A 24,113-nucleotide genomic window follows, 5' to 3' on the forward strand; every position below is an offset into this window, starting at 1 on the left:
CCGTGGCCTGTCGATGAGCGATCCGTGCTCACTGTTAGCTATCGGTCGAGGGGTTAGGCACGTTAGCGTCCGCCCCGAACGGGGGGCTATGACCCTCAAACTCCCTTGCGACGATGAGGACCGTGGCTCGATGACGTCCGAGCTTGTCCACGATAATCATCGTCGCGTGGACCACGTCCCCACGGCTGGTAACCCTCCAAAGTCGCGATGTCGAGGGGATCAGCCCCTGCCATCATTGCTTCATGGCCACGACTCCTATGCTCGACCACGCTGTGCCGAACCTTCCGTCACGAAACTTTGACGCTACGGAAGCCTTCTACTGCGGTTTCGGTTTCGAGCGCGCGTTTCGCGACGCGGGTTGGATGATCCTGACCCGAGATGGCTTGCAGTTGGAATTCTTCCCATTCCCTGGCCTCGACCCACTGTCGAGCAATTTCATGTGCTGTCTGCGGGTAGCCGACGTCGACGATCTGCACGACGCCATCCGTCGATCCGGGGTACCCGACGTCATTACCGCGATGCCTCGTCTGCACCCTGTTCGAATGCAGAAGTGGGGGCTTAGGGCTGGGTATCTCGTGGATCCCGATGGCACCCAACTCACCCTCATTGAGCACCGAGTCTGAAGGTAGCGCTGACGCACCCGCTGCCCACGCGTCGCCGTTTACGATGCCCTTCAAGTAACGACCGCCAAAGTCGGAGGAGGCCGATTTCACGTTTCGTTTTCTCGTGGATTGCGCAGGCTGTCCTACCAGCCACGAGATTGGAGCGAGAGGAATTAAGTGGCTCAGTAACGGCCGGCGTTTTTAGGCTACTCCGAGTCCAACCTTGATCCGGGCGCCAAGGTCGGTGTCGACAGCCTGCCAGTACTCGACGACTCTGCGCCGCACGTCCGCCGAGACACCGTCGCTCGCGTGTCCGATGATGTTGGCTATCAGATGGTCGCGGGCCACATCATCCATCACGTCTCGGTAGAGGGTTCCGGGTTGGGTCACGTCGTCGTCTTCGGCGTGCGCCTCGTAGGCGTATCTCCCCAGCTCACCAGAGTCAATCCACCAGGTAAGGTCGGCACCCGCGATCGGGTCGGCCTGCGGCCCACCATAGGAGTTCGGTGCGTAGACCGGCTGGTCTCCAGAATGGCGGTATGCCATCGAGCCGTCCTTGCTGTAACTGTGTACTGGCACTTTCGAGGCGTTGATCGGCAATTGTTGATAGTTCGTGCCGATCCGGTGCAGATGGGTGTCGTGGTAGGAGAACACCCGGCCGAGGAGCATTTTGTCTGGACTCAACCCGATACCGGGCACCATGTTCGCCGGGGAGAAGCTTGACTGCTCCACCTCGGCGAAATAGTTTCCCGGGTTGCGGTCAAGAACCATCCGACCGACGGTCACCGGCGGGTAGTCCTCATGAGGCCAAATCTTTGTCAAATCGAACGGATTGAACCGGTAGCCAGCGGCATCGGCGAACGGCATCACCTGCATCTCCAGCCGCCACGACGGCAGATTGCCCGACTGGATCGCGTCCCGCAAATCGCGACGATGGTAGTCGGGATCCTTCGCCGCCATTGCCTTCGCCTCGTCATCGGCGAAGTTGTCAGCACCCTGCTCCGTTTTGAAATGCCACTTGACCCAGAACCGTTCCCCAGCAGCGTTGATGGTCGAATAGGTGTGGCTGGAGTAACCGTTCATGGTGCGTAGTGAGCGCGGAGTGCCGCGGTCGGACATCAGGATCATCACCTGATGGGTGCTTTCTGGAGACAAAGTCCAGTAGTCCCATTGCATATCGTTTGAGCGTAATCCCGAGTCCGGCAACCGTTTCTGGGACCGGATGAAGTCCTGAAATTTCGACGGGTCACGCATAAAAAAGACGGGGGTGTTGTTGCCGACCATATCGAAGTTGCCGTCTGCGGTATAAAACTTCAACGCAAAACCCCGCGGGTCGCGCACCGTGTCGGGGTAACCCTGTTCGCCAGCGACGGTAGAGAACCGGGCGAACATCTCAGTACGCCGCCCAATCTCGCCGAGGAAGTTCGCCTTGGTGAACCATGTAACGTCAGCTGTCACCTCGAAGTAGCCGTGAGCCCCGCTTCCTTTGGCATGAACAACACGTTCGGGCACCCGCTCACGGTTGAACTGCTGCATCTTTTGCACGACATAGGAGTCATGCAAAACCACTGGGCCTCCCGGGCCGACGGTGAGCGAAAATTCATCACTGGGAGCCGGGATACCAGCATCTGTTGTAGTCACCGACGGATTCACGTTCTCGGACACGATAAGACCTCCATGATCAGCGGAGGACCACACCCCCTCCTCGGGACTCTAGGCAGTTGTTCCCGATGCGCAAGGGGTGCGAGTCTGAGAGTATTCACATCGGCGACACATCCACGTGTTCGCGACAATCCCCGGGTTAATCGGATTACTCCCAAACACTGGACGAATTGAGTCAAAACGACCCCGCCAACATTCCGCGATGACGGACCGTGGTGGAGTTTTCTCAACACCGTGCGGGTCAGTTGTTTTAGTTCAGGCGGCAGCCAGTTCAGGCAGTATCGTTGAAGCGCCCCAGGTTTGATGCCCCATCCTTTTGAGTTGTAAGGGTGAGCACATGCCCAAGAAGACTTACCCCGAGGTTCAGGCCCGCGCAGTGCGGTTGGCGGCTGATCACTTCAGCGAGTACCCGTCCTTGACCGCGGCGTCAGTTGCGCTCGCGAGCAGGTTGGTGTGGGCCGTGAGACTGTCCGCCGGTGGGTCGTGCAAGCCCAGGTCGATGGTGTCCAGCCTGGTGGTGTCACGACTGAGGAGCTGGCGGAGATTAGACGGCTGAAGGCGGAGAACCGTCGACTTCGTGGGGACGTCGATATTCTCCGCGCGGCGATGACTTTCTTCGCGGAGGGACTCGACCCTCAACAGAGAGCCGTACCCGCAAAGGAGCGGCAGAAAACCTGTGCGCTTCAGTCTCGAACGTCGTATCGCCAGAAGGTGTGGTGATTGGGTCACGGTCGGCCACGTGAATGGCAGGAAAGCTGCATTTGGACTCAGGACCGATTGCCCGAACTTAGGTTCGTGAAGGGGCAGTCCTTTTGTGCATCGCGAGTCTGACGAAGGATCAACACCCGTAGTGAAGTTGACCGCGGGCGACACCTTTTACAAATCGATCGAGACAGAAATTTCAATATTTGAGGCGCTAGCCAAGATTTCACCCTCTTGTATTATCTCCTGCTCGATGCGCGACATAAGCTGGAAAACAGCATCGGACCTTGGCCGAGCACACCCTATTCAGGGTTGTCATTGCGTGCCTCGTCCAGGTAGGAATAGGCCGTGACACGCGAGATGCCTAGGCGTGCGGCGATGGATTCGACGCCCCTTCTCATCTGCAGCACTCCCTGTCGGTCCAAACGGGTGAGCACCGCGATTCGGTCAGTGCGACTCATCTGGCTCACGGGCTTACCGATCTCGCGAATTGCCTCGGAAACCATCGCATCCATGACGGCCACCAGGTCGCGCCCGAAGAACTCGTTCGGCCGGTCGTGAGAGCTGGCGGCAGGCTGCGGCAGTAGCCCGTCAAGAACCGCACGAGCCTGTTGTATTGCGCTGACGTCGAAATTCACGCACAGCGCAGCGATTATCCGGCCCGCTGAATTTCGAAAATAGACGGATGAACATCGCAATTCACGTCCGTCGCCGACAAATCCTCGGTATCCGAAAGCGTTGTGGTCCGCTCCCTGGTCGTGGATCACACCGATGCCGAGGCTGCTTGAGGGCCCGCCGACCTCGCGCCCAGTGACGTGTCCATTCTCGATAGCCGCAATCGTGTGGCTGAGGTCGGGATCCGGGGCGGAAAGGTCGTGAAGTACAACCTCACAGCCGGGGCCTGCAGCCGCAGCCACCGCGTGGATAACTGGGCGGAAGGCATTGAGAATATCGGCCACCGACTCGTAGGTGCCCATATGAGCGAGTTCGCCGGTAGACGGCGTCGAAAGTGCGGGCATGATGTCTCCGTCAGTCACGGCATTAACAGTATTACGAGACATAACCAACTTCCTCGGAGTTAACTAATTATAAAGTACGTAGATAAACAGTTCAATATTCTGTTAGCTTCTCAAGTAGTCGCGCGCCAACAGAATGCAGGCTGGCACCGCGCCACATTTTTGCAACCAGGGCAAGGAGGCTCTCAATGGTGGTCACACCGCGGAAAAATCGCACGTTGTGGGGATTCGATATCTCGGGCAAGCAACGCCGGATGGTCGCTGCCGGAGCCATCGGCACACTGATGGAGTATTACGACTACTACCTCTACGGACTCGCGGCGGCAGTTGTCTTTCCGACGGTCTTCTTCCCGAACGACAACCCAGCAGTCGCCACACTCGAGTCATTTGCCAGCTTCGCATTCGGCTTCCTGCTGCGTCCGATTGGCGGACTGTTCTGGGGCTACATCGGCGATCGTTTCGGACGCAAACCAGCCCTGATGGCAACGGTCATCGGCATGGGCATCTGCACGGCCGCCATCGGCCTGACGCCCTCATTCGCGGCTATTGGGATTGTCGCCCCGCTGCTGCTGCTGCTGTTCCGCTTGCTTCAGGGACTCTTCGTTGGCGGTGAAATGGGTGCGGCCGCGACTCTCGTGATCGAACATGCGCCGGTGGGGCGACGTGGGCTGTTCGGGGCGCTCCTGATCACCGGTGCCGGCATTGCGAACGTCGCATCAGCGGGTTTCATGGCGATTCTCGGTGCGGGATCCGCTGCATTTTTCCTGGCCTGGGGATGGCGCATTCCGTTTGTCTTTGCTCTCGTACTCGCCGTTATTGCCGTGGTTCTTCGCTCGAAGTTGGAGGAGCCGCAGGAGTTCGCTGCTCACACGCAGGCCATCGAAGTCGGGAAAATTAAGCGCACAAACCCGCTGAGAGAGGCTCTACGCCACCCGAAGAACGCGATACTCGGAATTCTCATCGGCCTCCCGCAAAGTATTGCCGGCTACATCGTTTTGACCTTCGGTCTTGCCTTCCTGGTGTCCAAAGGAACTCACGCCCAGGTCGGCTTTATAGGAACCATGATTGTCGGAGTTCTTCAGATCTTCGCCGCGCCGTTCTGGGGCTGGGTGTCCGATAAGGTTGGTCGCCGCAGGTTCTACATCAGTGCGGCCATCGCCTTCGCGCTGCTGCTGTACCCCGCATTCGCGCTGTTCAGCACAGATATCGCGATCCTGATCTGGCTCGGTATGATCGTCGGCTTCGTCATTCCCGGTGTGGCTATGCAGGCAACCCTTCAGACCATGCTCACCGAGATGTTCGACGTTGAAGCTCGCATCACTGGTGTGAACATCGGTTACCAGTTCTCGAACATGCTCGGTGGTTTCGCCCCGTTGATCGCCACGGCGCTCTCGCTGGCCTTCGGCTCGATCTGGCCGATCATCATCTTCGCCGCGGTTGTGGTGCTCGTCGGCGTTATCGGCACGGCGTATGCAACACTTCGGCCCGATATAGACAACCCGGGTCGACTGCACGCCCCGGCCTAACGCGTGGGTGACCCGCGGCATTCAGTCCCAAAATAAGGAGCGACATTTATGGTGAAAATAGCCATTCGTACGACCAATGCGCCGCAGCCGGCGGGCCCTTACAGCCAAGGTGTCGAGGCGAACGGATTCTTCTATACGGCCGGATTCGGGCCGCAAGACCCAGCTACCGGAGCTGTGGCCGATTCCGTGGCGGAGCAGACCAGGCAGGTGTTGCGCAACATCGAGGCCGTGCTCGCAGAGCGGGAGTTGACACTAGACGACTGCGTCAAGAGCACGGTGCACCTCGCCGATCTGGCAGACTTTGCCGCATTCAACGAGGTCTACGCGGAATTCTTCTCGGAGTCCTATCCCGTGCGCACAACGGTCGGCTCGCAGCTGGCAAATATCCTCGTGGAGATCGACGTCGTCGCGGTCGTATCTCGGAACACGTAACGGGGCACCAACTAGCCCATCTCGCGGCCGATCTGCAGGGCGGTCCGCTGCAGGAGCGGGAGGCGAGGCTTGATCTGGTCCAAGTTCTGTTTCATACGAATTGCCGTCAGCGAAAGAGCTCCGACAATTCCGGCCGAGGTTCGGATGGGCACAGCAATACAGTTGACAAAATCTTCGAATTCGCCGTCATCCACAGCCCAGCCCTGCTCGGCCGCGGTATCCAATTCCGCGTTCAGGGCACTTCGGCTGGTGATGGTCGTGTCGGTATATCTCTTCCAGGAGGTTCCGGCAAGAATGGCATCGCGCCTGCCCGTGTCGAGCTCGGCGAGAATCGATTTCCCGACGGCGCTGCAGTATGGGCGCACAGAGGATCCGATACGGGAATACATGCGCACTCCACTGGCGTCTTCAACCTTGTCTACATAGATAATGGCGTCGTCAACGAGACCGGCCACGTGCACCGTGTTGCCGACAAGTTGATGCAACCGTCGTACATGGTCGTGGCAGGCCTGGCGCAAGTCGAGGCTATCAAGTGACGCCTGCGCCAGCCCGACCAGGCGAAAGGCAAGTGCATAGGTACCGTCTATGCGCCGCCGGGCGTAGCCGACTTCTTCTAGCGTCTGCAGCTCTCGAAACATGGTTGAGCGGTGTAGCCCGAATTCGCTCGCCAGCTGGGCCACCGTCTTGGGCTGAGTGGCTATCGAATCGATGATACTCGCCGCCCTCTTGACAGTTTGCGACATGCCTTCGCTACCCTTCCGTAATCTGGCGTCGAAGTCCGCGGCCCGGCGCGCCACCCGCGAGTGCACCGTGAGCGAGCACCGGCTCACCTGCTACCAACGCGTCTTCGATGCCGATGGCCTCGCCGAGTGGGTCCGCGTAGGTGGCAGTATCGGCAACGGTGTCTGGGCTCACGACTATGAGGTCGGCGATCCAGCCCGGCAAAACTTTACCCCGTTGCCCTAGCCCGAAGCGTTCCGCTGGTGTCGTCGAGAGGTGGTGTACCGCATCGGACCATGACCATGCCTGCCTGTCGCGCACGAACTCGCGGAGATACCGGGCGAAGGTGCCCCGAGCGCGCGGGTGTGGATGTGCGCCGATGAAGATGCCGTCCGAGCCCCCCATGTGGCCGGGGTGCGCGAAAATACGGGCGAGCTCGGTGGCGGTACGTTCGTGCGCCACCGCCATGACGGCATTGACCTGGAGGCGGGAAGCGCCCAGCACATCCAGTGTGAGATCGAGTGCGTCGGTACCGGCCCTTGCCGCGGCCTCTTCGAGGGTGAGGCCGTGCGTCCAGCCGAACTCCGGCGCTGCCACATGCGCGAGCGTGATCATCGAGGACCATCCCGGGCCGAGGCTTGCGCTGCGTTCAACAATGGGCAACCACTCGCGACGCAATCGCGCTCGCTCCACAGGATCGGCGATGATCGCAATGACGGTGTCGACCGGAAGTACCGAGAGCTCCGGTGGGAGGAGTGGCATGCCCAGCAGGGTGCAGCCTCGACTGTACGGATATGCATCGAATGTGGCGTCGACTCCGGCGTGTGCAAGAGCGTGCAGCTGGTCGTGCACGATAGAGGCCTGCGCATGAAAATGTGAAATGTGGATGCGTGCGCCAGACCCCGCTGAGATGCGCGCGATCTCCTCGACACCCGCCGCTGAATTGCTCTCATATCCGCCGCGCATGTGCGTGACATAGATTCCGCCGGCTCGGGCGACCGGATCACACAACTCCGCTATCTCGTCCGTAGTGGAGAAGAGGCCGGGGACGTAGTCGAGCCCGGTCGAGAGGCCGACGGCGCCCTCGCGCAACCCTTCCTCGACGAGAGCGACCATGGTCGCGCGCTGCGCGGCTGTCGCCGGGTTCTTCGATCGGCCGCACACCTCCCATCGAATGGTTCCAGCGGGAACGAGATAGGCCAAGTTCACCCGCGACCGTCCGTCGATCGAGGCGAGGTACCGGGCAACCCCACCGCCCCGGTAGCCCTCGTGCTCGCCGTTGATAGCGGCGAAATATTCGCTCGCGTATGCCCCGTCGCCGGGAGCATATGAGACGCCGTCCTGCCCGGCAATAACAGTCGTCACACCCTGTTTCAACAGGGATCTTTGTACCGAATCGTCTTCCATAAGACCGTCGGCGTGCGAGTGGGTATCGATGAACCCGGGCAGAATGTACCGCCCCTCACAGTCGACGACCTCGTCGTCCAGTCGGGGGGTGAGGTCACCGATCGCTGTGACGATGGTGCCCTCGACGGCAACATCAGCGCGTCGAAGCCCTTCACCGTCAACGATCGATCCGCCTCGCATCAGTAAACGCACGTGTTGGCCCCTCTCGGTTCTGCTGGCTAGAAGAAGGTTCGAACCAGGTCGACCACGTGGTCGGAACCCTGGGAGGCGACGACCGGGAGGTAGTGCCATTTGTCAAAGGTCGTGCACGGGTGGGAAAGCCCCAGCGAAACGACTGAGCCGATTGCGGCATCCTGTTCTGTTAACTCTAGATAAGTGTGCTGGTCGTTCATGGCGGGAATGGATGAGCCGGCCAATGGCATCCACGCCTGGCCCAGGTCGGTCGCGAGCTCGTGGGGAATCGGCAGCCCTTCGTCGAACGGAAAGTCGCGCTTGCCTCCGTCGAGAAGAGCCAGCCCGGGCTCGGGATGCGACACGACGCGACCGATGCCACGCAGCGCGGATTGCAACCGGGCAGCGGTCCCGCCCGCTTCATCCAGCGGGGAGATCCGCCGGTAGAAACCGTCATCGTGCACGATGTACGCGCCGCTGCGCAACGTCCACAACGTGGTGGGGTCCTCGGCGATCGCGTCGGCGAATACCTCCGCAACCAGGTCGAAATACGCGCTTCCGCCCGCTGTCACATAGACGGGACCGTCGTCGTAGAGATCGTGAACGAGATGATGAAGTTTGAGCTGCGCGTTGAGGTATCCGCGCACGGCAGCCAGCGAAGCCTCCGACCGGTCGTGCCCGAGGCTGCCCTCGTATCCGGCGACCCCTGCGAGGCGCAGAACGTCGGACGAGGCGATTCGCCGGGCGATGTGAGTCGCCTCGGAAACCGTGCGAGCCCCGGTGCGGCCTCCGGCGGCACCCAGTTCGACGCAGACATCGACCGGGCGGGGAGTGCCTGCGTGGCGCAAAGTGCGTTCGATCGCCTCGATCGTCGCGAGTGAGTCAGCCCAGCAGACGAAGTGAAACTCCGGGTCGCCAAGCTGGGCGGCCAGATAGCGGAGAGAGCGATCGTCGACGACCGCATTGGCGAGCATGATCGAATTCAAGCCGAAGGTTCGTGCGGTGCGCACCTGGCCCATGGTCGCGAGGCTGATGCCGATGCTCCCGGAGTCGAGCTGCCTCTGCCAGAGAGCTGGGGCCATCGTAGTCTTGCCGTGCGGCATGAGCTTCAGACCTCTCGACGCGCACCACCCTGCCATCACCGTCAGATTGTTCTGGATCGCCTCGTCGTCGAGTGTGACGAGCGGCGTCCAGAACTCTGAGAGCCGCGGCTCGCTCGCGAGGAAATCGGCAACTGTCATACCGATCGCTCGCTCGGGCAGGCCTTTGTCGCGCGCAGACAAGCGATCATTCCGCAATTCGTCCAATCGGAGCATTCCCGTCATGCCCATCCCCTTCGAGTTCGCGTGCAGGGCAACAGCGTCGATCACCGCGCCAATCCACTTTACGTCGCGACGATGCATGCTGTGCAAATATGACAACGTTAGTTGCGTATTTCGCACATAGGCCGTCATAGTAGATCGATGACGGTCGAAGCAACACCACGCTTAATAACCATCGGAGAGACGATGATGATGTTCGCTCCGGCGAACGCAGAGTCGCTCGCCACGGCGGTAGACGTGCGACTGCACCCGGGTGGCGCGGAGTCCAACGTGGCGTGCCATGTGGCCCACGCTGGACTCTCATCGGCGTGGGTGGGCGTGGTCGGTGACGACGTGTTCGGTCACCGTATCAGCTCGGCTATCGAGGGTCACGGTGTCGATACCCGTTGGGTCACCTACGACACCACCGCGCCAACGGGCGTGTACTTCAAGGACCCGGGAAAGGAAGTGCTGTACTACCGCAGCACGTCTGCCGCATCGCGGATGAGCCCAGCTACTGTGGCGAGCATTCCACTTGAAGATGCCGATGTCGTGCATCTCTCAGGCATCACCCCGGGTCTCTCAGAGAGCTGTGCGGCACTGGTGGAGGCTGTATTCGATCGGGTCGCTGCGAGTAGCGCGATACTGAGCTTCGACGTGAACTTCCGTCCATCACTCTGGCCGGATCGCTCTGTCGCCGGCTCAGTGCTGCGTGAACTGGCCAACCGCGCAGGCTTCGTCTTTGTCGGTCTTGATGAAGCGGAGGCGCTGTGGGGCTGTCGCAGTGCGGATGACATCCGCTCACTGCTGCCGAAACCCGAGCGGCTCGTCGTGAAAGACGGTGATGTCGGTGCGACCGAATTCAGCGTGGACCTCACCGTCTTCGTGCCCGCCATCCCTACTGAAGTCCTGGAGGCCGTCGGTGCTGGCGACGCATTCGCCGCTGGCTACCTCTCTGGTCTATTAAGAGGTCATGTCGCGAAGGATCGATTACGCGCCGGCCACGAACGCGCCCGGCTGGTGCTGCGTTCGACAAGCGACTTCATAACCGAACTCACCGAATGACCGACTCACCGAATGAATGGACGACCTAAGCCATGGTGGAAAACGCACGGTTCAACGAGATTTTCAAGGAGGCGCCCCTTATGGCGATTCTTCGCGGCATGGGAGTGGAGCGCAGTCTGTCCATCGCGCACACTGCTTGGGATCTCGGCTTCCACGTCGTCGAACTGCCGATCCAGACCCCGGATGACATCGAGGCTTTGAGAGTGGTCGCGCTGGCCGGCAAGGAACGGGGAAAGATCGTCGGAGCGGGCACGGTCGTCGCTCTCGAACATGTTCGGCAGGCCGTGAACGCCGGGGCAGATTTCACCGTGAGTCCAGGACTGGATCTCGAGGTCGTCCGGGAATCTTCCGACGCGGGGATGCCGTCGATGCCGGGGGTTGCCACCGCGACCGAAGTGCAGATCGCGCTGAAAGAAGGCCTCACCTGGCTCAAGGTGTTCCCCGCATCGGTGCTCGGTACGACCTGGATCAGCGCTATGCACGGGCCTTTCCCGCAGGCGAAGTTCGTGACCACGGGTGGCATGACCGCTGCCAATGCGGGGCAGTTCCTGCGGGCGGGAGCGCGGGTCGTCGCCGTCGGCTCGGCACTCGAAGAGCCATCGCAGCTGCCCAGGCTTGCGGCGCTACTCGGCCCAGTCGGTCGCTTCGAGCGGGCCGAATCGTAATCATGGTTTCTGCCGACGACTTGCTGACGTTTGTGGACGCGAAGCTCCGGTACGAGATCGACGTGGTTGCAGCATTCCGTGCCCAGGCTGATGGCGCGGCAGTGCTCGTCGATACCCGTAAGAAGCGCTCCTGGGATCACGGACATGTTGCCGGCGCCCTGCATCTACCCGCAGACGGCCTCGACGTGCGCCTCAAGACGTTGCAGCGAGAGCGTCCGCTCATCGTCTATGGCTGGGGGCCTGGTTGCAACGGTGCCACCCACACCGCGCGCCGCCTCCTCGCCGAGGAATTCGACGTGCGCGAAATGATCGGCGGGTACGAGTATTGGGTGCGCAATGGGTTTGCGGTGGAACAGGGCGAAGCCGTCACTCGGCACGCATCTGACCCGCTTGTTACCGCAGACATTCGGATCGACACGAACTGAAACGAAAAGGGATGCCTCGGCGCGACGGCACACTGCGTAGCTGTCATTGGTTCCCTCTTCGCCCCGCATCTCCTTAGCTAAGGTGTCGCAGTTCTTCGCTGTGGTTTATGTATAAAACGGAGTCCGGCGGAGGCCCTCTCAGGCAGTTTGACCAGCGCCGGACGATCGTACGACTCGCCTATCGAGTCTCGGTAATTTTCATGGGGCCCCGGGGCGGTCAGGATCCACGCTTCGGCCGTGCGCACGGGATGGAGCGAGCAACTTCGCCGGCTCAGCGCCAACCGCTGTACCAATGGTCCTCAAGGCCCGGGGTATGAGGGTGAAATAGGCGGAGCTTTGACCAGCACTTTGTTGCGCGAGCGAAGTAGAACTCGCGACAGGACGAACTGAACCATTCTTGGGTTGAGGCCGCTGGGCTTTTCTCGGCTTTTTGCTGACAGGTCGGTTTTACCAGCGCAATAATGCCGGGCCTCGAATTTCTCGCGCGGTACGTAGCCGAGCAAACACCGGAGGCTTTCGTTCTTAGACCAGCTGACCAGTCGATGGAGATCTCCTTAACCTCGCACGACTTCGAGGGGTGCCCGCAAGTGAGACTTTCAGCGGCGCCGTTCAACCGCGAAAGCGGCCACCCAACTTGGACCTGGAGTCCTGTTCTGGGGGTAGTCGATGTTGTCTATGGTCGAGTAGCGTCGGGGTTGAGTGACGCTGGGTTGCTCGTGTAGATCGCAGAGGCCGAGACCTCGCAACGGCCAGGACTTGTTCTCATGACGCTGATCTCTTCTCCGCCACCTAAGCCGTATAAGACCACAGACGAACTGTTGGTCGGCGTCGCTCGGGGCGAGCGGGAGGCTTTTGCTGAGTTCTATGACCTCACGGCCCCGCGTGTGCTGGGTTTGATTCGGCGGGTAATGAGGGACCCGGCGCAATCCGAGGAGTCGCCCAAGAAGTGTTTCTGGAGTTGTGGCAGACGGCGACCCGGTTTGATCCCGGCAAGGGCGGTGCTGTGTCGTGGGCGTTGACGGTGGCGCACCGGCGTGCGATCGACCGGGTAGGAGCGTCGCAATCGAGCCGAGACCGGGACATGAGGGTCGGCATCCGCGACCGCGAAGAACTCCCGTGATGATGTCGCGGCCGCCGTGGAATACCAGCGGGTGCGGGCCGCCATGGAAGGCCTGACCATCGGACGCCGAGAGACCATCGGACACCGAGAGGTCATCGACCTGGCCTACATTCAGGGCTTGACGCTGGCCGAAATCGCGGAAAGGGTAGGGGCCCCCGTCGGGACGGGGAAGACCCGGTTGCGTGATGGTTTGATCGCCCTCCGCCAACACATGAACGTCGCCGCTTAGAAGGTTTCCGCGGCAATACGCCAAGCGATGGGTCAGCTATGCAAATGGGCAGCCAGAATTAGAGTGACGCCCCCGCGGAGCCTCTGGGCGAGTGCGAAACCAGCGAGTTGCTCTACATGCATTGCCACGACCGAGGGTGCCATCGACGCGGTGCGCGTGTTGGGCATCACCGCCATCATCGCGGGCACACCCTGGGAACACCGATGGTGCGCCCTTGCTTTACAGTTGGCACGTCCCGTTGTTTTTCTTCCTCGCCGGTTACCTTTCGCGTCCCGCAGAACGTTGACTGAAAAATTGACTCGACGCACGCGAACGCTCGGAGTGCCGTACCTGGCCTCACATGGGTGCGGCTGTTCGCCCCGTTCGTCAACGGATCGAACTCGGCTATGGCGTACTCCACATTCTGGTTCGTCTCGGTGTTGTTCTCCTCGGTCGTCCTACTGCGATGTCTCCGGATGTTGCCGCGCTCCGTCGTCTGGGCGATCTGTATCGCGGGGCTGTGTTGGGCTACACGATCGGCGGCACACTCGCCCGAACGCCCCTGTCGACTGGTTCCGCACTGCCGTGCCTCAGCTTCCTACTGCTCGGTGGTGTGGCGCGCACGGTGAGACCGCACATCAGGACAGCGGCACCAGTCGGATTCGGGTTGCTCCTGATCGCAGCTGTCAGCGTTGCAAGCGGCATCTGCGCCCCGTTGGACATCAAAAAGGGCGACTTCGGAACCCCCGTTATCAGCATCGTGGTGGCCGGGGTAATCTCCTTTGGGCTGTTGCTGGTGGCTGAATCCGTGTTCAACCGTCTAGGAGCACGGGGCAAGCCGCGTCGCAACGCAATTGTCCTACGCCGGATTCATGGTTATTCTCTCCCGCCCGCTGGTCTTCTGGCTGATGCTCACATTCGCACCGCCCGTGCCGTCGTGGCTCCTGTTCACCGTCTGCGCGGTAATCCGGTGGGCAGCGGCACTAGGACGTGTTGCTAAACCCGCTGGTGATCCAGTGGAGGGTTGCGGCGAGGCAGAGGCCGGCGTGGTAGTTGCGGGCGGTCTTGTCTGATCTCATGGCGATTCCGCGCCATTGCTTGAGTTTGCCGAAGCAGCGTTCCACGACGTTCCGACCGCGGTAGCGGGCCTTCTGTTCATCCCCGAAATCGATCGGGCGACCTCGTCGTTTGCGTCGATGCACGATCTGATCATCTGACCTGCTGCGGTGATTTCGGACAGCGGTTTCGATTGGTTTTCTACGCTGCCGTTGCCGACTGTTGGTAAGCGTAGTGGACTTCATTGGGGCGTCGGTACTTGAGCGCTGAGTGGCGGCGATGGCTGTTGTAGAAGCCCTCGATGTACCGGATGACGTCACGACGGGCTTGTGCTTTGGTGGCGTAGACGGTTCGGTAGACGCGCTCGTTCTTCAACGCTGAGAAGAAACTTTCCGCCATGGCATTGTCCCAGCACACGCCTGTTCTGCCCATCGAGGAGCGCATCCCCAGACGGGCCACCAAGGCCCGGAAATCAGCCGAGGTGTAGACGCTGCCACGGTCCGAGTGCCAGATCGCGTGAGGGTGGATCACGGTCGTCGCCGCGGCGTTCTTCAACGCGTCTTCGACTAGCTCAGTGCGCATGTGGTCGGCGATGGACCAGCCGACGACCTTCTTCGAGTAACAGTCGATGACGGTCGCCAGGTAGATGAAGCCCTGCCAGGTGTGAATGTAGGTGATGTCTCCGACGAACTTCACCCCGGGGCGATCGGCGGTGAAGTCCCGCCGCACGAGGTCGGGCATGTCGGCTGCGGCCTGAGCATCGGCCTCGGTCGTGACCCGGAATGGGCGCGGCTGGCAGGCGATAAGGCCCGTTTCACGCATGATCTGTCGCACCAACTCCGGAGAGCACTCGGTGTCCTCATCGGCCAGATCGGCATGGATGCGCCGATACCCGTAAGTCCCGTCGGATTCTTGGAAGAAATAGCGAACTCGTGCCGTCAACGCGTCGCGCCGCGCCGCTGTCGCCGACTGCGGGCGCGTCAACCAGTGGTAGAACCCTGACGTTGACACTCCCAGCCAGTGGCACATTTTCACCACGGGGTTCGTGTTCGCTTGCTCGTTTTTCTGGGAGTCGATGTATTCGTACTTGCTCACTACCGCTGCTCCCGCGCGAAGTAAGCCGTCGCTTTTTTCAAGAACGCGGTCTCCGCTTTCAGTTCCTGATTCTCGCGTTCGAGTTCCTTGAGCCGGGCCCGTTCCGAGACCGTCAACTCGGTCTCCGTCCCGCCGTTGGCCTCCCGATACTTCATCAGCCAGTTGCGAAGCGTCTCGGGACCGACACCATAGGCCGTCGCGACGTCCCTGATCGGTTTGGAGGTAGTAATCACCTCGCGGCACAACTCATCTTTGAACTCTTGGCTGAATCGCCGACGCGATGCGGACATGCTGCTCTCTCCTTCAGTAGCACCCCCATTTTAAGAGGGCCCACTATCCGAGAACACCGCAGCAGGTCAATCGCGCTCAGGGATCGTCGCTGCGATCCCACGCTCCCTCAGCCAGGCACGGTTCGCCTTCGAGGGGTAACCCTTATCGGCCATCACCCGATCCGGCCGGGTGCGTGGCCGCCCTGCGGTTCCCGCGACACGGATCTCAGCGAGCGTCGCCTGCAACCAGGACGTATCGGCCGACTGGCCAGGCGTCAGGAGAAACGCTAATGCACGGCCGCGCCCGTCACAGACCAGATGATTCTTTGTCGTCAGGCCACCGCGGGAGCGGCCGATCGCATGATCAGGCGGTTCCGGCCCGAATTTCTTGTAATTCTGCCCTGCCCCCTGTGATTCGCGGAAGGGTCGCACCGTGCTGATGCACACGCACGATCGTGGAATCGATCGACGCCACCCAATCCACATCGCCAGCCTGCTGAGCGTACGACTGGACCGTCTCGAGTACCCGCGCCCAGACCCCTTGCTCTGACCACCGGTTGAAGTTCTTGTAGATCGTGTTCCAGTTCCCGAACCGCTCCGGCAGGTCCCGCCACGGTGAACCCGTCCGGAACCGCCACGCCGTCGCCTCGACCACGGTCCGTCGATCCACCGGCGGACGCCCCGTCGACTTCGTCCTCGGAAACAGCGGACCGATCACAGCCCAAGCATCATCAGAAATAACATCACGCGACACACATCAAGAATCGCCGATCACACCCCAAAACACGTTTAGCAACACGCCCTAGTGCGGTGCGGGCGTCGGCCTGTACCTGGCTCACCGGGTCCAATCGCGTGGTAGCGGAACGACACTAGATTGCCTCATCTGACAGTTAGTCGCTCAGGATCAGCGGCAACCACTGTTCCGATACCGGTCAACCCGCAGAGGGCCGCGGGGCGATTGTGACGTCGAATCGTCGGCGGGCACGGCGGCCCCATGCTTCGACAGTGATCCAGCTGAGTATCGCGACCAGGATGGTCGAGGGGATCTCGACCCAGTGCGGGAAGCCGCCGACCGCGCGTAACCAGTCCAGGATGAGCGCGTTCCAGGCGTACACCGCATAGGAGATGATGCCCAGCAGCCGAAGGGGCTCGAGGAATCGGGTCGGCAGGACCGACCACCGCCCACAGATGGAGATCAGCAGCACCGTCAGCACCGCGATGAGCGGACCGCCGACAAGGTAGAGCCAGAGGGAGTTTTTGGCATCGGGGAAAATGGACAGGCCGAGCAGGGCGCCCACTGCGACGACGAGCCCCATCATGCGGATCACCCGCGACCGCTCCACAAGTCGGTCGATCTTGTCCCGATGGATGTATGCGGCCGCTCCGACCACGATGGTGCTCGACCAGGTGGTGGGGAGGATGTAAATGGTCGCGGGATCGCGCGCGAAGATGAGGGCGGAGACCGTGCATAGAACGACCAGGGTGACGAACGCCCAGAGCAGAAGTGTGTTGATCGCTTTGCGTCGCATCGCGAGGAGGAACAGGGCCGGCCAGACGAGATAAAACTGCTCCTCGACTGCAAGAGTCCACAGTGTGTTGATCGCGGGAGACGTGGCAAAAGGAAGCGGGAAGTCTCTGAGGTACAACATCGCCGCGCCCACCGTCTGCGGCACGATCGCTCGGTCACCGAGGACGTTGAGGATCGATTCCACCACGGTGAAGACGATCAGCATCAGAAGGAGTGCCGGGTACAGCCGGAGTACGCGGTGCATGTAGAAGCGCGAGAAAGAGATCCGCGATGTCCGTCCAACCTCGCGGTCGAGGATCCCCGTGATCAGGTAGCCACTGAGCGTGAAGAAGACCACGACACCGACAATGCCCGCACCAGGAAAGGTCTGGTCCCAGGTGTGCCTCAGAAGCACGAGGGCGATTGCGAGTCCCCGGAGGACGTCGTAGCCCGGTCGCCGCACGGGCGTGACGGCGGAGTCTTGCACCCGGTTTCTCGTGGAGAGTCCGTCCGATCGAATTGACATCGATTTCAGATTGCTCCGCCTATTTGGATGAAAACCTGAAATCTGGGGGCGATTGGGCTCTATTACCTGAAGGAATTCGAAGGTTCGGGCTCAGAATTCGCGAAGTGTCGGCAGGCATCGAGTTCTGGTTTCTTGCGTCGGCGATTCGTTGTGGAAGTCCTTTTAGCCAATTGAGGATCTGCTCGGCGGTCGTTTTCAGGAGCAGGTTGGTGGTGAATCGCCCTGGGTTTTGTTCCGTCTAATGCTTTGGGAAGATGGAACTATGTCAAACCGATATCCGATCGAGTTTCGTGAGCGTGCGCTGCGGATGCTTGCCGAGGGCCGTAACTTGCGAAGTCCACTGGGCTGAATATGTTCGACATTCCTGTCTGTCGAATTCCGAGCCGGATCAATCCGTGGGCCGCGATCGAACTCCTCGCAATATCCGGATGGAGTGGACCAGGTCGGGGGATCGACCGTCCGCTCAGGGACGGCCTACGAAGCAATTCGAGAGCGAAAGCGACCGTCGCATTGCGGAGCTCGACGTGCGTTACGTGGGAACGCCAGGTTCTTAACTGAGCCGGCGGTCGGTTACAGCTTCGCTTTGTCGATCGCCGCCTGAACTGAAGTCTGATATCCCTCGCTGGTGTAGGTCGCGCCGCCTACAGCGTTGACTTTCGCGGACTGGGATTTGATAACTTCGTCGCGGAGGATCGGAACTGCGTAGTTGTCAATTTCGACCGAACGGCCGCCCACATTGGTCAACTGGAGCGCTTTAACATTAGTGATCTTGCTGTTCGCCACGACTATTTCCACCTGAACCGGTCCGTACGGTGTGTCCAACGTTGACCCTACGAAAGTCCCGGAGAGGCCCGCAGATTGTGTCGAACTCGGAACCGGAACCGGTGCCGGTGCCGGTGCGGGTACCGGTGTAGACGATGGCGTCGATCCTGAACTCGGCGAGATCGGGTTCGATTTGGGACTCGGCGATGTCGAGGAAGACCGGTTTGTCGTCGATATCGCGGCGAATTTGTTCGCCGCTGTGGCACCAGCCTGCCATCCGATGACGAGGATCGAAACGGATGCAAAGATGCTGCCCAATACAGCGCGAGTTCTCACCACTCAAACCTTTCCCTGTGAATTTGGTGGTCGGGAGGTCCATACGCCCGCACGTCCACGAGCACCCCGTTCGCCCGCGCCAGCGACCCGCAAATATAGAGGTCGGAGCTCTTCAGATCAAGAAAAATCGACTTGAGCGAAAACTTGCGTTCGACATCGCGGACCGGCAACCACGAGTACGCGCGACGAGATCGGCGACCAACGAAGCCGCAAAAATGGGCACCGCGGTCAAGTGCGAGTTGCTCCATCTCATCCCCAAGAATATTCTCGCCCTCGTGGGAACCGGGCAGCACAATTGTTGTTTCCCCAAGTACCCCACGTCGGAAGCGCTCGCGCTGAGATGTCGGTAAAGACCGGGCGAGCGTCCCTCGTTGTTGCGGAAGCATCGTGGTGATCATTTCATCCCCTTCCAGGGCGAGTCGATTGGTTTTCTGTGATCCACAGTTGCAGTTGGAGCTATGCGAAAGCCGCACGCATCGACACATTCGCATGTGTTTCCTCACATCTTTGAAGACGAACGCGTTTGTCGGCGTCCAGTCGTGTCCAGTTGCCGGACGCTCATCAATCGATATTTGACCGTGCGCCGCGAAGATAATTCAAGGGTGTTTTTGAGCTTCGAGGGGTGCTCGCACGGGAACGAACCGCGGATGCCGTTGCAGCAATTTGCGACGGTGCGATGGCGACTGCTTCTTGATAGGTGAGGATGCCCAGTAGCGGAACGATGACCGCTTGGCTGCACCGTTTCGTAAACGGATCTTTGACCTTGATTTGCTGGAAGCATCGGTCAGGCGAGTCGCACTCGAAACTCTTCTACTAACTCGCCGAAGCGCCGACGGAAAGCGCGTTCATGGAGGCGCGTATAGATGATGTAATACCCTTCATTGCTCGACATGGAGATCGTAATCGAGCTTCCCTCTGTGGTCGGATGCACCGGCCAAGAGATGCTTATTGGCAATCACGCGACACCTCTCGGAGACCCTCCCCACCACCGACAGGCAATTCGGGAGCCAATCTCACCGCCCCCGGAGAGTTCGCCCGCAAGAGGGACGGTGGATTCAAGCGGTTATTGCAACAAGAGTTTCCCGATCGCTTCGATCGGTTTCTCAAACGATAGCCGTTTGCGGGGGCGATCGTTGAGTTCAGCGGCGACCCAGTTGAGGTCTTCCTCGGAGTGGACCCCGAGGTCGCTGCCCTTGGGGAAGTATTGACGCAGCAGCCCGTTGGTGTTCTCGTTGATGCCGCGCTGCCAAGGCGAGTGCGGGTCGCAGAAGAAGATCTCGATGCCGGCATCGAGGGCAATTTTCTTCCATTCGCGCATCTCGACGCCCTGGTCCCAGGTCAACGTTCCTCTCAACGCTTCGGGGAGGGTTTTGATCTTCACCGTCAGGGCGTCGCGCATCTTCTCCGCCGTGTAACCGTTCGGCAAATGCACGAGCATTGTGTAGTTCGTTGACCGTTCGACGAGAGTCCCGATCGCAGTCTGGTTGCCTTTCCCGATGATCAGATCGCCCTCCCAATGCCCCGGCACCGCGCGGTCTTTCACCTCGGCCGGGCGCTGTGAGATGTTGATCATGTCGGGGATCCGATTCTTCCTCTGACCCGTCTTCCTCGACGGATGCCGTAAACCCCGTCCAGTACGTAAATACCTGGTCAGTTCCTGTGTCAACGCTCCACGGGACTGGACGTAGAGGGACTGGTAGATCGTCTCCGGCGACACCCACATCTCCTCCCGTCCGGGGAACTCCCGCTTGAGTCGTCCCGCGATCTGCTCGGGTGAGTACTTCTTTTGGAAGTCCTTCTCCACCTTCGCACGCAGCTCGACATTCACATGAAGTTTCGCCGGTTTCGGCCTCGACGCCCGCTCATACGCCAGAGCATGCGCAGTCGTGGCGCGATACCCAGAACCTGGCACATTGTTACGGCGCAGCTCCCGCGAAATCGTCGACGCCGACCGACCCACCGCAGCCCCGATCACTCTCAACGACTGCCCGATGGCACGGCGAACCGCGATGTCTTCCCGTTCCGCGAACGTCAAACATCGGCCCTTCAGGTCCCGACCGCGACGCGGTCGAACACTGCCAGCACCGGCCAAAATCCGCCGCCCGGTCCGCCTGCTCGTGTCGATCAACTCGACCGCTTCCGAAATGAAATCTCCGGCCTGCATCCGCCCCCAGAACAGCTGAGTCAGATCCGACCGGATAAAGATCGAATACTTCGCCACGACAACACCCATCCAATAAGTGTTGCAATCACCGCAAGAACCCAAGGGACGATCAGCGGGCCGTAGTTGACTGTGCTCCCGAAGGCTGATTTGAGGGCGAAGTTGGACTTCGAGGGGTGCCCGCAGGGGATCTTTCAGTGCGATAGGTCGTCGAGCAGTCGTCACCATGTGATTTTGCAGTCCGAGCTTCCAACTCTCCATGACGAGTGTGGGTGTTACCGCCGTTTGTAGTAGTTGCGCCAGATCAGGCGGTGGATCGGGATGATCTTCGGCAGCGATCGCAGACCGGGGATGAGTGGCACGAGCATGAGCAGCACGGTGAGTGCGACGACGATCATCAGCACAACGAGGTCGGCGTTGGGGAGGGACTTGAATGGCTCGACCTGGTAGAAGGCGGAGAAGAGCCACAGCCAGGACTGGCCGGGATAGTTGCCCGTCTCGTTCATCATGCCCCACTGGTCGCCGCCAAGATGGAGGGTCGAGGCGAGGTTATTGAGGTACGCCCCGTCGCCGAGGAACAGTACCGATCGCGTGTAGTTGAAGTTGTAGAACGATCCGCCCGATTGCAGGACGCTGTCGAGAGAGCCCTGCTTCGCCATTGTGAGGAGCGAGTTGGTCAGCGCGGGCACGGGACCGTAGTTGCCCGTCGCAACATTCGACGGGTTGTTGTTCTTGGCTTTGTCGAGCGCCTTGCCGTATGCCAGCGTCCATGCGGCCTGTTCGTCGCTCGATGCGGCGGTCCAGGTCGCAATGGCGGCGGGTGGATTCGGAAGAGTCTTGAGCGGGTCGATCACGAAGTCCTTCGACGTGTCGATCGGGATCTTCACGCCGGCGAGACTCTGCAAGTCGAGAGCACCGATCGTCTGGGTCGAGCCCGAAGTCGAGTTGTACGGAGGTCCGTATCCCGCGGTGTCGCTTGTGCCTCCCAGCTCGGCATTCGCGGTGACGACGAAGTCCCCCGGCTGACTGGTCGCCCAGGACTTGAGGGTAACGCTGTGGTCGTCGGGAGAGCTGAAGATCGCCGATGCGGCCACCACAAGCAGGCTGACCACGACCACTCCAACAGTCAGTTCCTTGAAGAGGTCGTACTCGCGGTTGGTGCCCTTCCAGGACCGCCCTGCGATGCCGTTTCCTTTGCGCCACGACATGGGGCTGATTTTCTTGCTCATCAGATGGTCTTGCCTGTGAGATCGGTGTCGTGATGGTCGGGGAAGGTCGCGTCACGCAACTGGGTGTCGGTCTTGGCGGCATCGATGGGCGACACCACGCCATGCACCCGTACGAGCAGCACGTGAAGGGCCACGATCGCTGCGACCGCAATCGGCAGCAGCGTGATGTGCCACATGAACATCTGGCCCACGTTGGCCACGTTGAACCAGGCACCGATTCCGGCGGCGTTCAGCGCGTCCTTGGCCTCGAAAGACACCCACTCCGACTCGAAGTTGGTCTGCAGCAAATACCCGGTGAAGGCCGCCGCAATGGACACCGCGAAGGAGACGACGCCCGTGATCCAGGTGAGCAGTCGCCCGCCACGCCATGACGCCATCCAGAACTTGCCCCACAGGTGCACGACCATGAAGAGGAAGAAGAACTCGACGCTCCACAGATGGGTGGAATTGACGAAGTGGCCGAGGGATGAGATATGCCACCAGGACGGTCCGTTCAGGCTCAGGATGATGCCCGACACGATGATGACCGCAAGCGAGGCGATGGCCCCCATCCCGAAGACGTAGATCCACGAAGCGACATAACTCGGCTGCGTCTGCGGAAGCAGCTTTTGCGGCGGGAGGGTCTTGAGCATCCACCGCCGCGCCTTGCCGGTCCAGGTGTAGAACTCGCCCTCAGAGGCTGTCTCCTCGTCCGAATCGGGCGCCTCGTTGGTGGGCGGTGACACGATGGAGGTCATTTGCGTTTCCGTCCCGCCGGGAAGGGCAACACGAGCGCCAGGACGAACAGGACCACCATCACCGCGATGACGATGAAGTTTCCGAGTTGGATGGTGAAAGCGCCCCAACCCAGATAGATGGTCGGGACGTCTCCCGTCACCGACGCCAATAGAGCGTGCATGCCAACCTCCCGGCTGTTCGAATAACTGAAAGTAAGCCCCAACACGTGCGGAAAACGGGCCTTTAGTCCCGAGATTTGTCGATGCCAATCTGCCCTAAGAGCACGAGCCACGCTCGGACGAAGGAAGAGCGCCGCCACAAACGAACACCCATCATTCGATGAGAACGCCATCGAGATCTGCCAGATTTCGTGCCCTCTGTCTCGGTGACCGGGAAGGCTCAGACCGATTGCGCCCGCAAGCCGGACGCTCGCCGGGCCGATTTTGACGGAGCTCCCGGAGACGGTTTTGAGGGCGCTCCATGAATTCGAGGGGTGCTCGCAGAGGAACCTCCTGCGACGCAGGTTGGACAGACCTAGCCAGAACTGTCCCCGGCGACGATTCCCAGGGGAAAAGAGCGCCTTTCGGGCTGTTTTTGGATCGTTGTCTGGAGAATTCGTTTCCGAGCGGACTATGAGCCCGAGGCTATTTTGCGTGCTCGAGTGGCGGCAAACCGAAAGCTATCTTGAATGGCTGGCTCGAAGTCGAAATCTACTTCGTCGTCCACTTCAAAGGCGCGGTATCCGTCTGTTTGAATCACAGAGAAGTGAACAAACACATCGTGCCCGGTAGGCAGGTCATCGGAGGAGATGGCACCCCACCCTTTGTCAAATTTGAAGAATTTCACCGTGCCGATTGCGATAGTGCAATTATGCGTCCGCTCCGGCCGTGGCACCTTGATCAGCAGCTCCAGCGCCTCGCGGCGCTCGTCGTTTCAAAACCATTCGGGAATTGTGAATCTCCGTAAGCCGAACCTTTATTGAGAAAGGTGTGATCGGCTAACTGCGCTTGGCGCGTGCGCGTTCTTTGATCGCGGTTATCACTTCTGTTTTAGCGTCCGCGTAGGCGTTCATATCATCCCAGTCCTCGGCGAGCAGAGCCTGTTTGGTGCGCTCGTATAGTGCACAGTCATCCGCATCTAATCGCAGGTGATCACGAAAGAGAAGGTACTCATAAACGGCCGGATCGTCTCGATCGAGGATGTGCACGTGGACATCTCGAGCGGGCGTGCGCACCATTCGGTGCCCGGGCTCCCGGACTCGCACTTCGTAGCCAGCTTCGACAAGAGGATCGAGATAGTCCTCGTCGGCAGTAATGTCCATTACCGTGACGACTAAGGGATTGCGTCAATAGGTGGGGTGCGTCGTTGATGTAGGACAGGCACAAGCCCTGTTAAACACGGATTGTTCAAGATTCGCGTTGACTCAGGAGTGC

General features: G+C 60.4%; 28 protein-coding genes. 8 read left to right on the plus strand and 20 right to left on the minus strand.

What is annotated here, in order from left to right:
• Window positions 1–257: 257 nt before the first annotated feature.
• Window positions 258–623 carry a bleomycin resistance protein gene (locus ABIB56_RS13715; protein WP_354569807.1) on the plus strand — a complete coding sequence of 122 codons (366 nt, stop codon included), beginning with the start codon at window positions 258–260 and terminating at the stop codon, window positions 621–623.
• 180 nt (window positions 624–803) lie between these two features.
• Here ABIB56_RS13715 and ABIB56_RS13720 read toward each other — a convergent pair whose 3' ends face one another.
• The 3 genes from ABIB56_RS13720 to ABIB56_RS13730 all read right to left on the minus strand — a co-directional run bounded on the left by ABIB56_RS13720 (window position 804) and on the right by ABIB56_RS13730 (window position 4,003).
• Complete coding sequence (locus ABIB56_RS13720; RefSeq protein ID WP_354569777.1) at window positions 804–2,267, minus strand: catalase; 1,464 nt, start codon at window positions 2,265–2,267, stop codon at window positions 804–806.
• Between the two features lie 390 nt (window positions 2,268–2,657).
• Window positions 2,658–2,903 (minus strand): hypothetical protein, encoded by a 246-nt coding sequence (locus ABIB56_RS13725; protein WP_354569778.1) that lies wholly within the window; start codon window positions 2,901–2,903, stop codon window positions 2,658–2,660.
• Window positions 2,904–3,268: 365 nt separating this feature from the next.
• Window positions 3,269–4,003: a helix-turn-helix transcriptional regulator gene (locus ABIB56_RS13730; protein ID WP_354569779.1), complete on the minus strand. Its 735-nt coding sequence runs from the start codon at window positions 4,001–4,003 to the stop codon at window positions 3,269–3,271.
• 167 nt (window positions 4,004–4,170) lie between these two features.
• Between ABIB56_RS13730 and ABIB56_RS13735 the strand changes: the two genes are divergently transcribed.
• Window positions 4,171–5,508, plus strand: coding sequence for an MFS transporter (locus ABIB56_RS13735; protein ID WP_354569780.1), 1,338 nt, complete (start codon window positions 4,171–4,173; stop codon window positions 5,506–5,508).
• Between the two features lie 48 nt (window positions 5,509–5,556).
• Window positions 5,557–5,940, plus strand: coding sequence for a RidA family protein (locus tag ABIB56_RS13740; RefSeq protein ID WP_354569781.1), 384 nt, complete (start codon window positions 5,557–5,559; stop codon window positions 5,938–5,940).
• Between the two features lie 11 nt (window positions 5,941–5,951).
• Here the strand turns inward: ABIB56_RS13740 and ABIB56_RS13745 are convergent, their stop codons facing one another.
• From ABIB56_RS13745 to ABIB56_RS13755, 3 genes are read right to left on the minus strand one after another with little or no spacing between them, the layout of a single operon-like run.
• Window positions 5,952–6,683: an IclR family transcriptional regulator gene (locus ABIB56_RS13745; RefSeq protein ID WP_354569782.1), complete on the minus strand. Its 732-nt coding sequence runs from the start codon at window positions 6,681–6,683 to the stop codon at window positions 5,952–5,954.
• 7 nt (window positions 6,684–6,690) lie between these two features.
• Entirely contained in the window at window positions 6,691–8,247 is a 1,557-nt protein-coding gene (locus ABIB56_RS13750) for an N-acyl-D-amino-acid deacylase family protein (protein ID WP_354569784.1), read from the minus strand.
• A gap of 38 nt (window positions 8,248–8,285) precedes the next feature.
• Window positions 8,286–9,608 carry a type III PLP-dependent enzyme domain-containing protein gene (locus tag ABIB56_RS13755; RefSeq protein WP_354569785.1) on the minus strand — a complete coding sequence of 441 codons (1,323 nt, stop codon included), beginning with the start codon at window positions 9,606–9,608 and terminating at the stop codon, window positions 8,286–8,288.
• Between the two features lie 93 nt (window positions 9,609–9,701).
• Here ABIB56_RS13755 and ABIB56_RS13760 point away from each other — a divergent pair, with 93 nt between their 5' ends.
• From ABIB56_RS13760 to ABIB56_RS13780, 5 genes are all read left to right on the plus strand, one after another.
• On the plus strand, window positions 9,702–10,604 hold the full coding sequence (locus tag ABIB56_RS13760) for a sugar kinase (RefSeq protein ID WP_354569786.1): 903 nt from the start codon (window positions 9,702–9,704) through the stop codon (window positions 10,602–10,604).
• Window positions 10,605–10,636: 32 nt separating this feature from the next.
• Window positions 10,637–11,269 (plus strand): bifunctional 4-hydroxy-2-oxoglutarate aldolase/2-dehydro-3-deoxy-phosphogluconate aldolase, encoded by a 633-nt coding sequence (locus ABIB56_RS13765; protein WP_354569787.1) that lies wholly within the window; start codon window positions 10,637–10,639, stop codon window positions 11,267–11,269.
• Window positions 11,270–11,271: 2 nt separating this feature from the next.
• Window positions 11,272–11,694, plus strand: coding sequence for a rhodanese-like domain-containing protein (locus ABIB56_RS13770; RefSeq protein ID WP_354569788.1), 423 nt, complete (start codon window positions 11,272–11,274; stop codon window positions 11,692–11,694).
• 946 nt (window positions 11,695–12,640) lie between these two features.
• Complete coding sequence (locus tag ABIB56_RS13775; RefSeq protein WP_354569789.1) at window positions 12,641–12,814, plus strand: sigma factor; 174 nt, start codon at window positions 12,641–12,643, stop codon at window positions 12,812–12,814.
• Window positions 12,815–12,857: 43 nt separating this feature from the next.
• Entirely contained in the window at window positions 12,858–13,043 is a 186-nt protein-coding gene (locus tag ABIB56_RS13780; protein WP_354569808.1) for a sigma factor-like helix-turn-helix DNA-binding protein, read from the plus strand.
• A gap of 962 nt (window positions 13,044–14,005) precedes the next feature.
• On the opposite strand, the gene ABIB56_RS13785 is transcribed toward ABIB56_RS13780, so the two are convergent.
• The 14 genes from ABIB56_RS13785 to ABIB56_RS13850 all read right to left on the minus strand — a co-directional run bounded on the left by ABIB56_RS13785 (window position 14,006) and on the right by ABIB56_RS13850 (window position 24,001).
• Window positions 14,006–14,224 carry a transposase gene (locus ABIB56_RS13785; RefSeq protein WP_354569810.1) on the minus strand — a complete coding sequence of 73 codons (219 nt, stop codon included), beginning with the start codon at window positions 14,222–14,224 and terminating at the stop codon, window positions 14,006–14,008.
• Window positions 14,225–14,279: 55 nt separating this feature from the next.
• A protein-coding gene (locus ABIB56_RS13790) for an IS3 family transposase (RefSeq protein WP_354569790.1) occupies window positions 14,280–15,463 on the minus strand; the annotation gives its coding sequence in 2 pieces (ribosomal slippage) (window positions 14,280–15,202 and window positions 15,202–15,463; 1,185 coding nt in all).
• A 66-nt stretch (window positions 15,464–15,529) separates the two neighbouring features.
• The gene (locus ABIB56_RS13795; protein ID WP_354569791.1) at window positions 15,530–15,889 is read right to left on the minus strand and encodes a transposase; all 360 of its coding nucleotides are present in this window, start codon (window positions 15,887–15,889) and stop codon (window positions 15,530–15,532) included.
• The gene (locus tag ABIB56_RS13800; protein WP_354569792.1) at window positions 15,807–16,196 is read right to left on the minus strand and encodes an IS5 family transposase; all 390 of its coding nucleotides are present in this window, start codon (window positions 16,194–16,196) and stop codon (window positions 15,807–15,809) included. The genes ABIB56_RS13795 and ABIB56_RS13800 overlap by 83 nt, the downstream gene beginning before the upstream one ends.
• Before the next feature lie 178 nt (window positions 16,197–16,374).
• Window positions 16,375–17,475: an acyltransferase family protein gene (locus tag ABIB56_RS13805; RefSeq protein ID WP_354569793.1), complete on the minus strand. Its 1,101-nt coding sequence runs from the start codon at window positions 17,473–17,475 to the stop codon at window positions 16,375–16,377.
• A gap of 570 nt (window positions 17,476–18,045) precedes the next feature.
• Window positions 18,046–18,258: an FMN-binding protein gene (locus tag ABIB56_RS13810; protein ID WP_354569794.1), complete on the minus strand. Its 213-nt coding sequence runs from the start codon at window positions 18,256–18,258 to the stop codon at window positions 18,046–18,048.
• On the minus strand, window positions 18,236–18,514 hold the full coding sequence (locus tag ABIB56_RS13815; protein WP_354569795.1) for a hypothetical protein: 279 nt from the start codon (window positions 18,512–18,514) through the stop codon (window positions 18,236–18,238). Before ABIB56_RS13815 ends, ABIB56_RS13810 begins: the two co-directional genes overlap by 23 nt.
• 55 nt (window positions 18,515–18,569) lie before the next feature.
• Window positions 18,570–18,971: a ferric reductase-like transmembrane domain-containing protein gene (locus ABIB56_RS13820; protein ID WP_354569796.1), complete on the minus strand. Its 402-nt coding sequence runs from the start codon at window positions 18,969–18,971 to the stop codon at window positions 18,570–18,572.
• Window positions 18,972–19,636: 665 nt separating this feature from the next.
• Window positions 19,637–20,806 (minus strand): IS30 family transposase, encoded by a 1,170-nt coding sequence (locus tag ABIB56_RS13825; protein WP_502917606.1) that lies wholly within the window; start codon window positions 20,804–20,806, stop codon window positions 19,637–19,639.
• 203 nt (window positions 20,807–21,009) lie between these two features.
• Window positions 21,010–21,963: a hypothetical protein gene (locus tag ABIB56_RS13830; RefSeq protein ID WP_354569798.1), complete on the minus strand. Its 954-nt coding sequence runs from the start codon at window positions 21,961–21,963 to the stop codon at window positions 21,010–21,012.
• A complete protein-coding gene (locus ABIB56_RS13835; RefSeq protein ID WP_354569799.1) occupies window positions 21,963–22,700 on the minus strand; it encodes a cytochrome b N-terminal domain-containing protein in 738 nt (245 codons plus the stop codon). Before ABIB56_RS13835 ends, ABIB56_RS13830 begins: the two co-directional genes overlap by 1 nt.
• The gene (locus tag ABIB56_RS13840) at window positions 22,697–22,861 is read right to left on the minus strand and encodes a hypothetical protein (RefSeq protein WP_354569800.1); all 165 of its coding nucleotides are present in this window, start codon (window positions 22,859–22,861) and stop codon (window positions 22,697–22,699) included. Before ABIB56_RS13840 ends, ABIB56_RS13835 begins: the two co-directional genes overlap by 4 nt.
• A gap of 449 nt (window positions 22,862–23,310) precedes the next feature.
• Window positions 23,311–23,526, minus strand: coding sequence for a cold-shock protein (locus tag ABIB56_RS13845; protein WP_502917607.1), 216 nt, complete (start codon window positions 23,524–23,526; stop codon window positions 23,311–23,313).
• A gap of 151 nt (window positions 23,527–23,677) precedes the next feature.
• Window positions 23,678–24,001, minus strand: coding sequence for a GrpB family protein (locus ABIB56_RS13850; protein WP_354569801.1), 324 nt, complete (start codon window positions 23,999–24,001; stop codon window positions 23,678–23,680).
• Between the last annotated feature and the right edge of the window lie 112 nt (window positions 24,002–24,113).

Source organism: Glaciihabitans sp. UYNi722, assembly GCF_040549465.1.
Taxonomy (GTDB): domain Bacteria; phylum Actinomycetota; class Actinomycetes; order Actinomycetales; family Microbacteriaceae; genus Lacisediminihabitans.

Bases quoted from the DNA above. Each gene is read 5' to 3' on its own strand.
- ABIB56_RS13765 (WP_354569787.1), top strand. From the start codon at position 10,637: ATGGTGGAAAACGCACGGTTCAACGAGATTTTCAAGGAGGCGCCCCTT.
- ABIB56_RS13750 (WP_354569784.1), bottom strand. From the start codon at position 8,247: ATGCGAGGCGGATCGATCGTTGACGGTGAAGGGCTTCGACGCGCTGAT.
- ABIB56_RS13735 (WP_354569780.1), top strand. From the start codon at position 4,171: ATGGTGGTCACACCGCGGAAAAATCGCACGTTGTGGGGATTCGATATC.
- ABIB56_RS13715 (WP_354569807.1), top strand. From the start codon at position 258: ATGCTCGACCACGCTGTGCCGAACCTTCCGTCACGAAACTTTGACGCT.
- ABIB56_RS13805 (WP_354569793.1), bottom strand. From the start codon at position 17,475: ATGTCAATTCGATCGGACGGACTCTCCACGAGAAACCGGGTGCAAGAC.
- ABIB56_RS13740 (WP_354569781.1), top strand. From the start codon at position 5,557: ATGGTGAAAATAGCCATTCGTACGACCAATGCGCCGCAGCCGGCGGGC.
- ABIB56_RS13760 (WP_354569786.1), top strand. From the start codon at position 9,702: ATGACGGTCGAAGCAACACCACGCTTAATAACCATCGGAGAGACGATG.
- ABIB56_RS13780 (WP_354569808.1), top strand. From the start codon at position 12,858: ATGGAAGGCCTGACCATCGGACGCCGAGAGACCATCGGACACCGAGAG.
- ABIB56_RS13815 (WP_354569795.1), bottom strand. From the start codon at position 18,514: ATGGCAGGCTGGTGCCACAGCGGCGAACAAATTCGCCGCGATATCGAC.
- ABIB56_RS13820 (WP_354569796.1), bottom strand. From the start codon at position 18,971: ATGATCACCACGATGCTTCCGCAACAACGAGGGACGCTCGCCCGGTCT.
- ABIB56_RS13840 (WP_354569800.1), bottom strand. From the start codon at position 22,861: ATGCACGCTCTATTGGCGTCGGTGACGGGAGACGTCCCGACCATCTAT.
- ABIB56_RS13825 (WP_502917606.1), bottom strand. From the start codon at position 20,806: ATGGGTGTTGTCGTGGCGAAGTATTCGATCTTTATCCGGTCGGATCTG.
- ABIB56_RS13835 (WP_354569799.1), bottom strand. From the start codon at position 22,700: ATGACCTCCATCGTGTCACCGCCCACCAACGAGGCGCCCGATTCGGAC.
- ABIB56_RS13770 (WP_354569788.1), top strand. From the start codon at position 11,272: ATGGTTTCTGCCGACGACTTGCTGACGTTTGTGGACGCGAAGCTCCGG.
- ABIB56_RS13830 (WP_354569798.1), bottom strand. From the start codon at position 21,963: ATGAGCAAGAAAATCAGCCCCATGTCGTGGCGCAAAGGAAACGGCATC.
- ABIB56_RS13745 (WP_354569782.1), bottom strand. From the start codon at position 6,683: ATGTCGCAAACTGTCAAGAGGGCGGCGAGTATCATCGATTCGATAGCC.
- ABIB56_RS13850 (WP_354569801.1), bottom strand. From the start codon at position 24,001: ATGGACATTACTGCCGACGAGGACTATCTCGATCCTCTTGTCGAAGCT.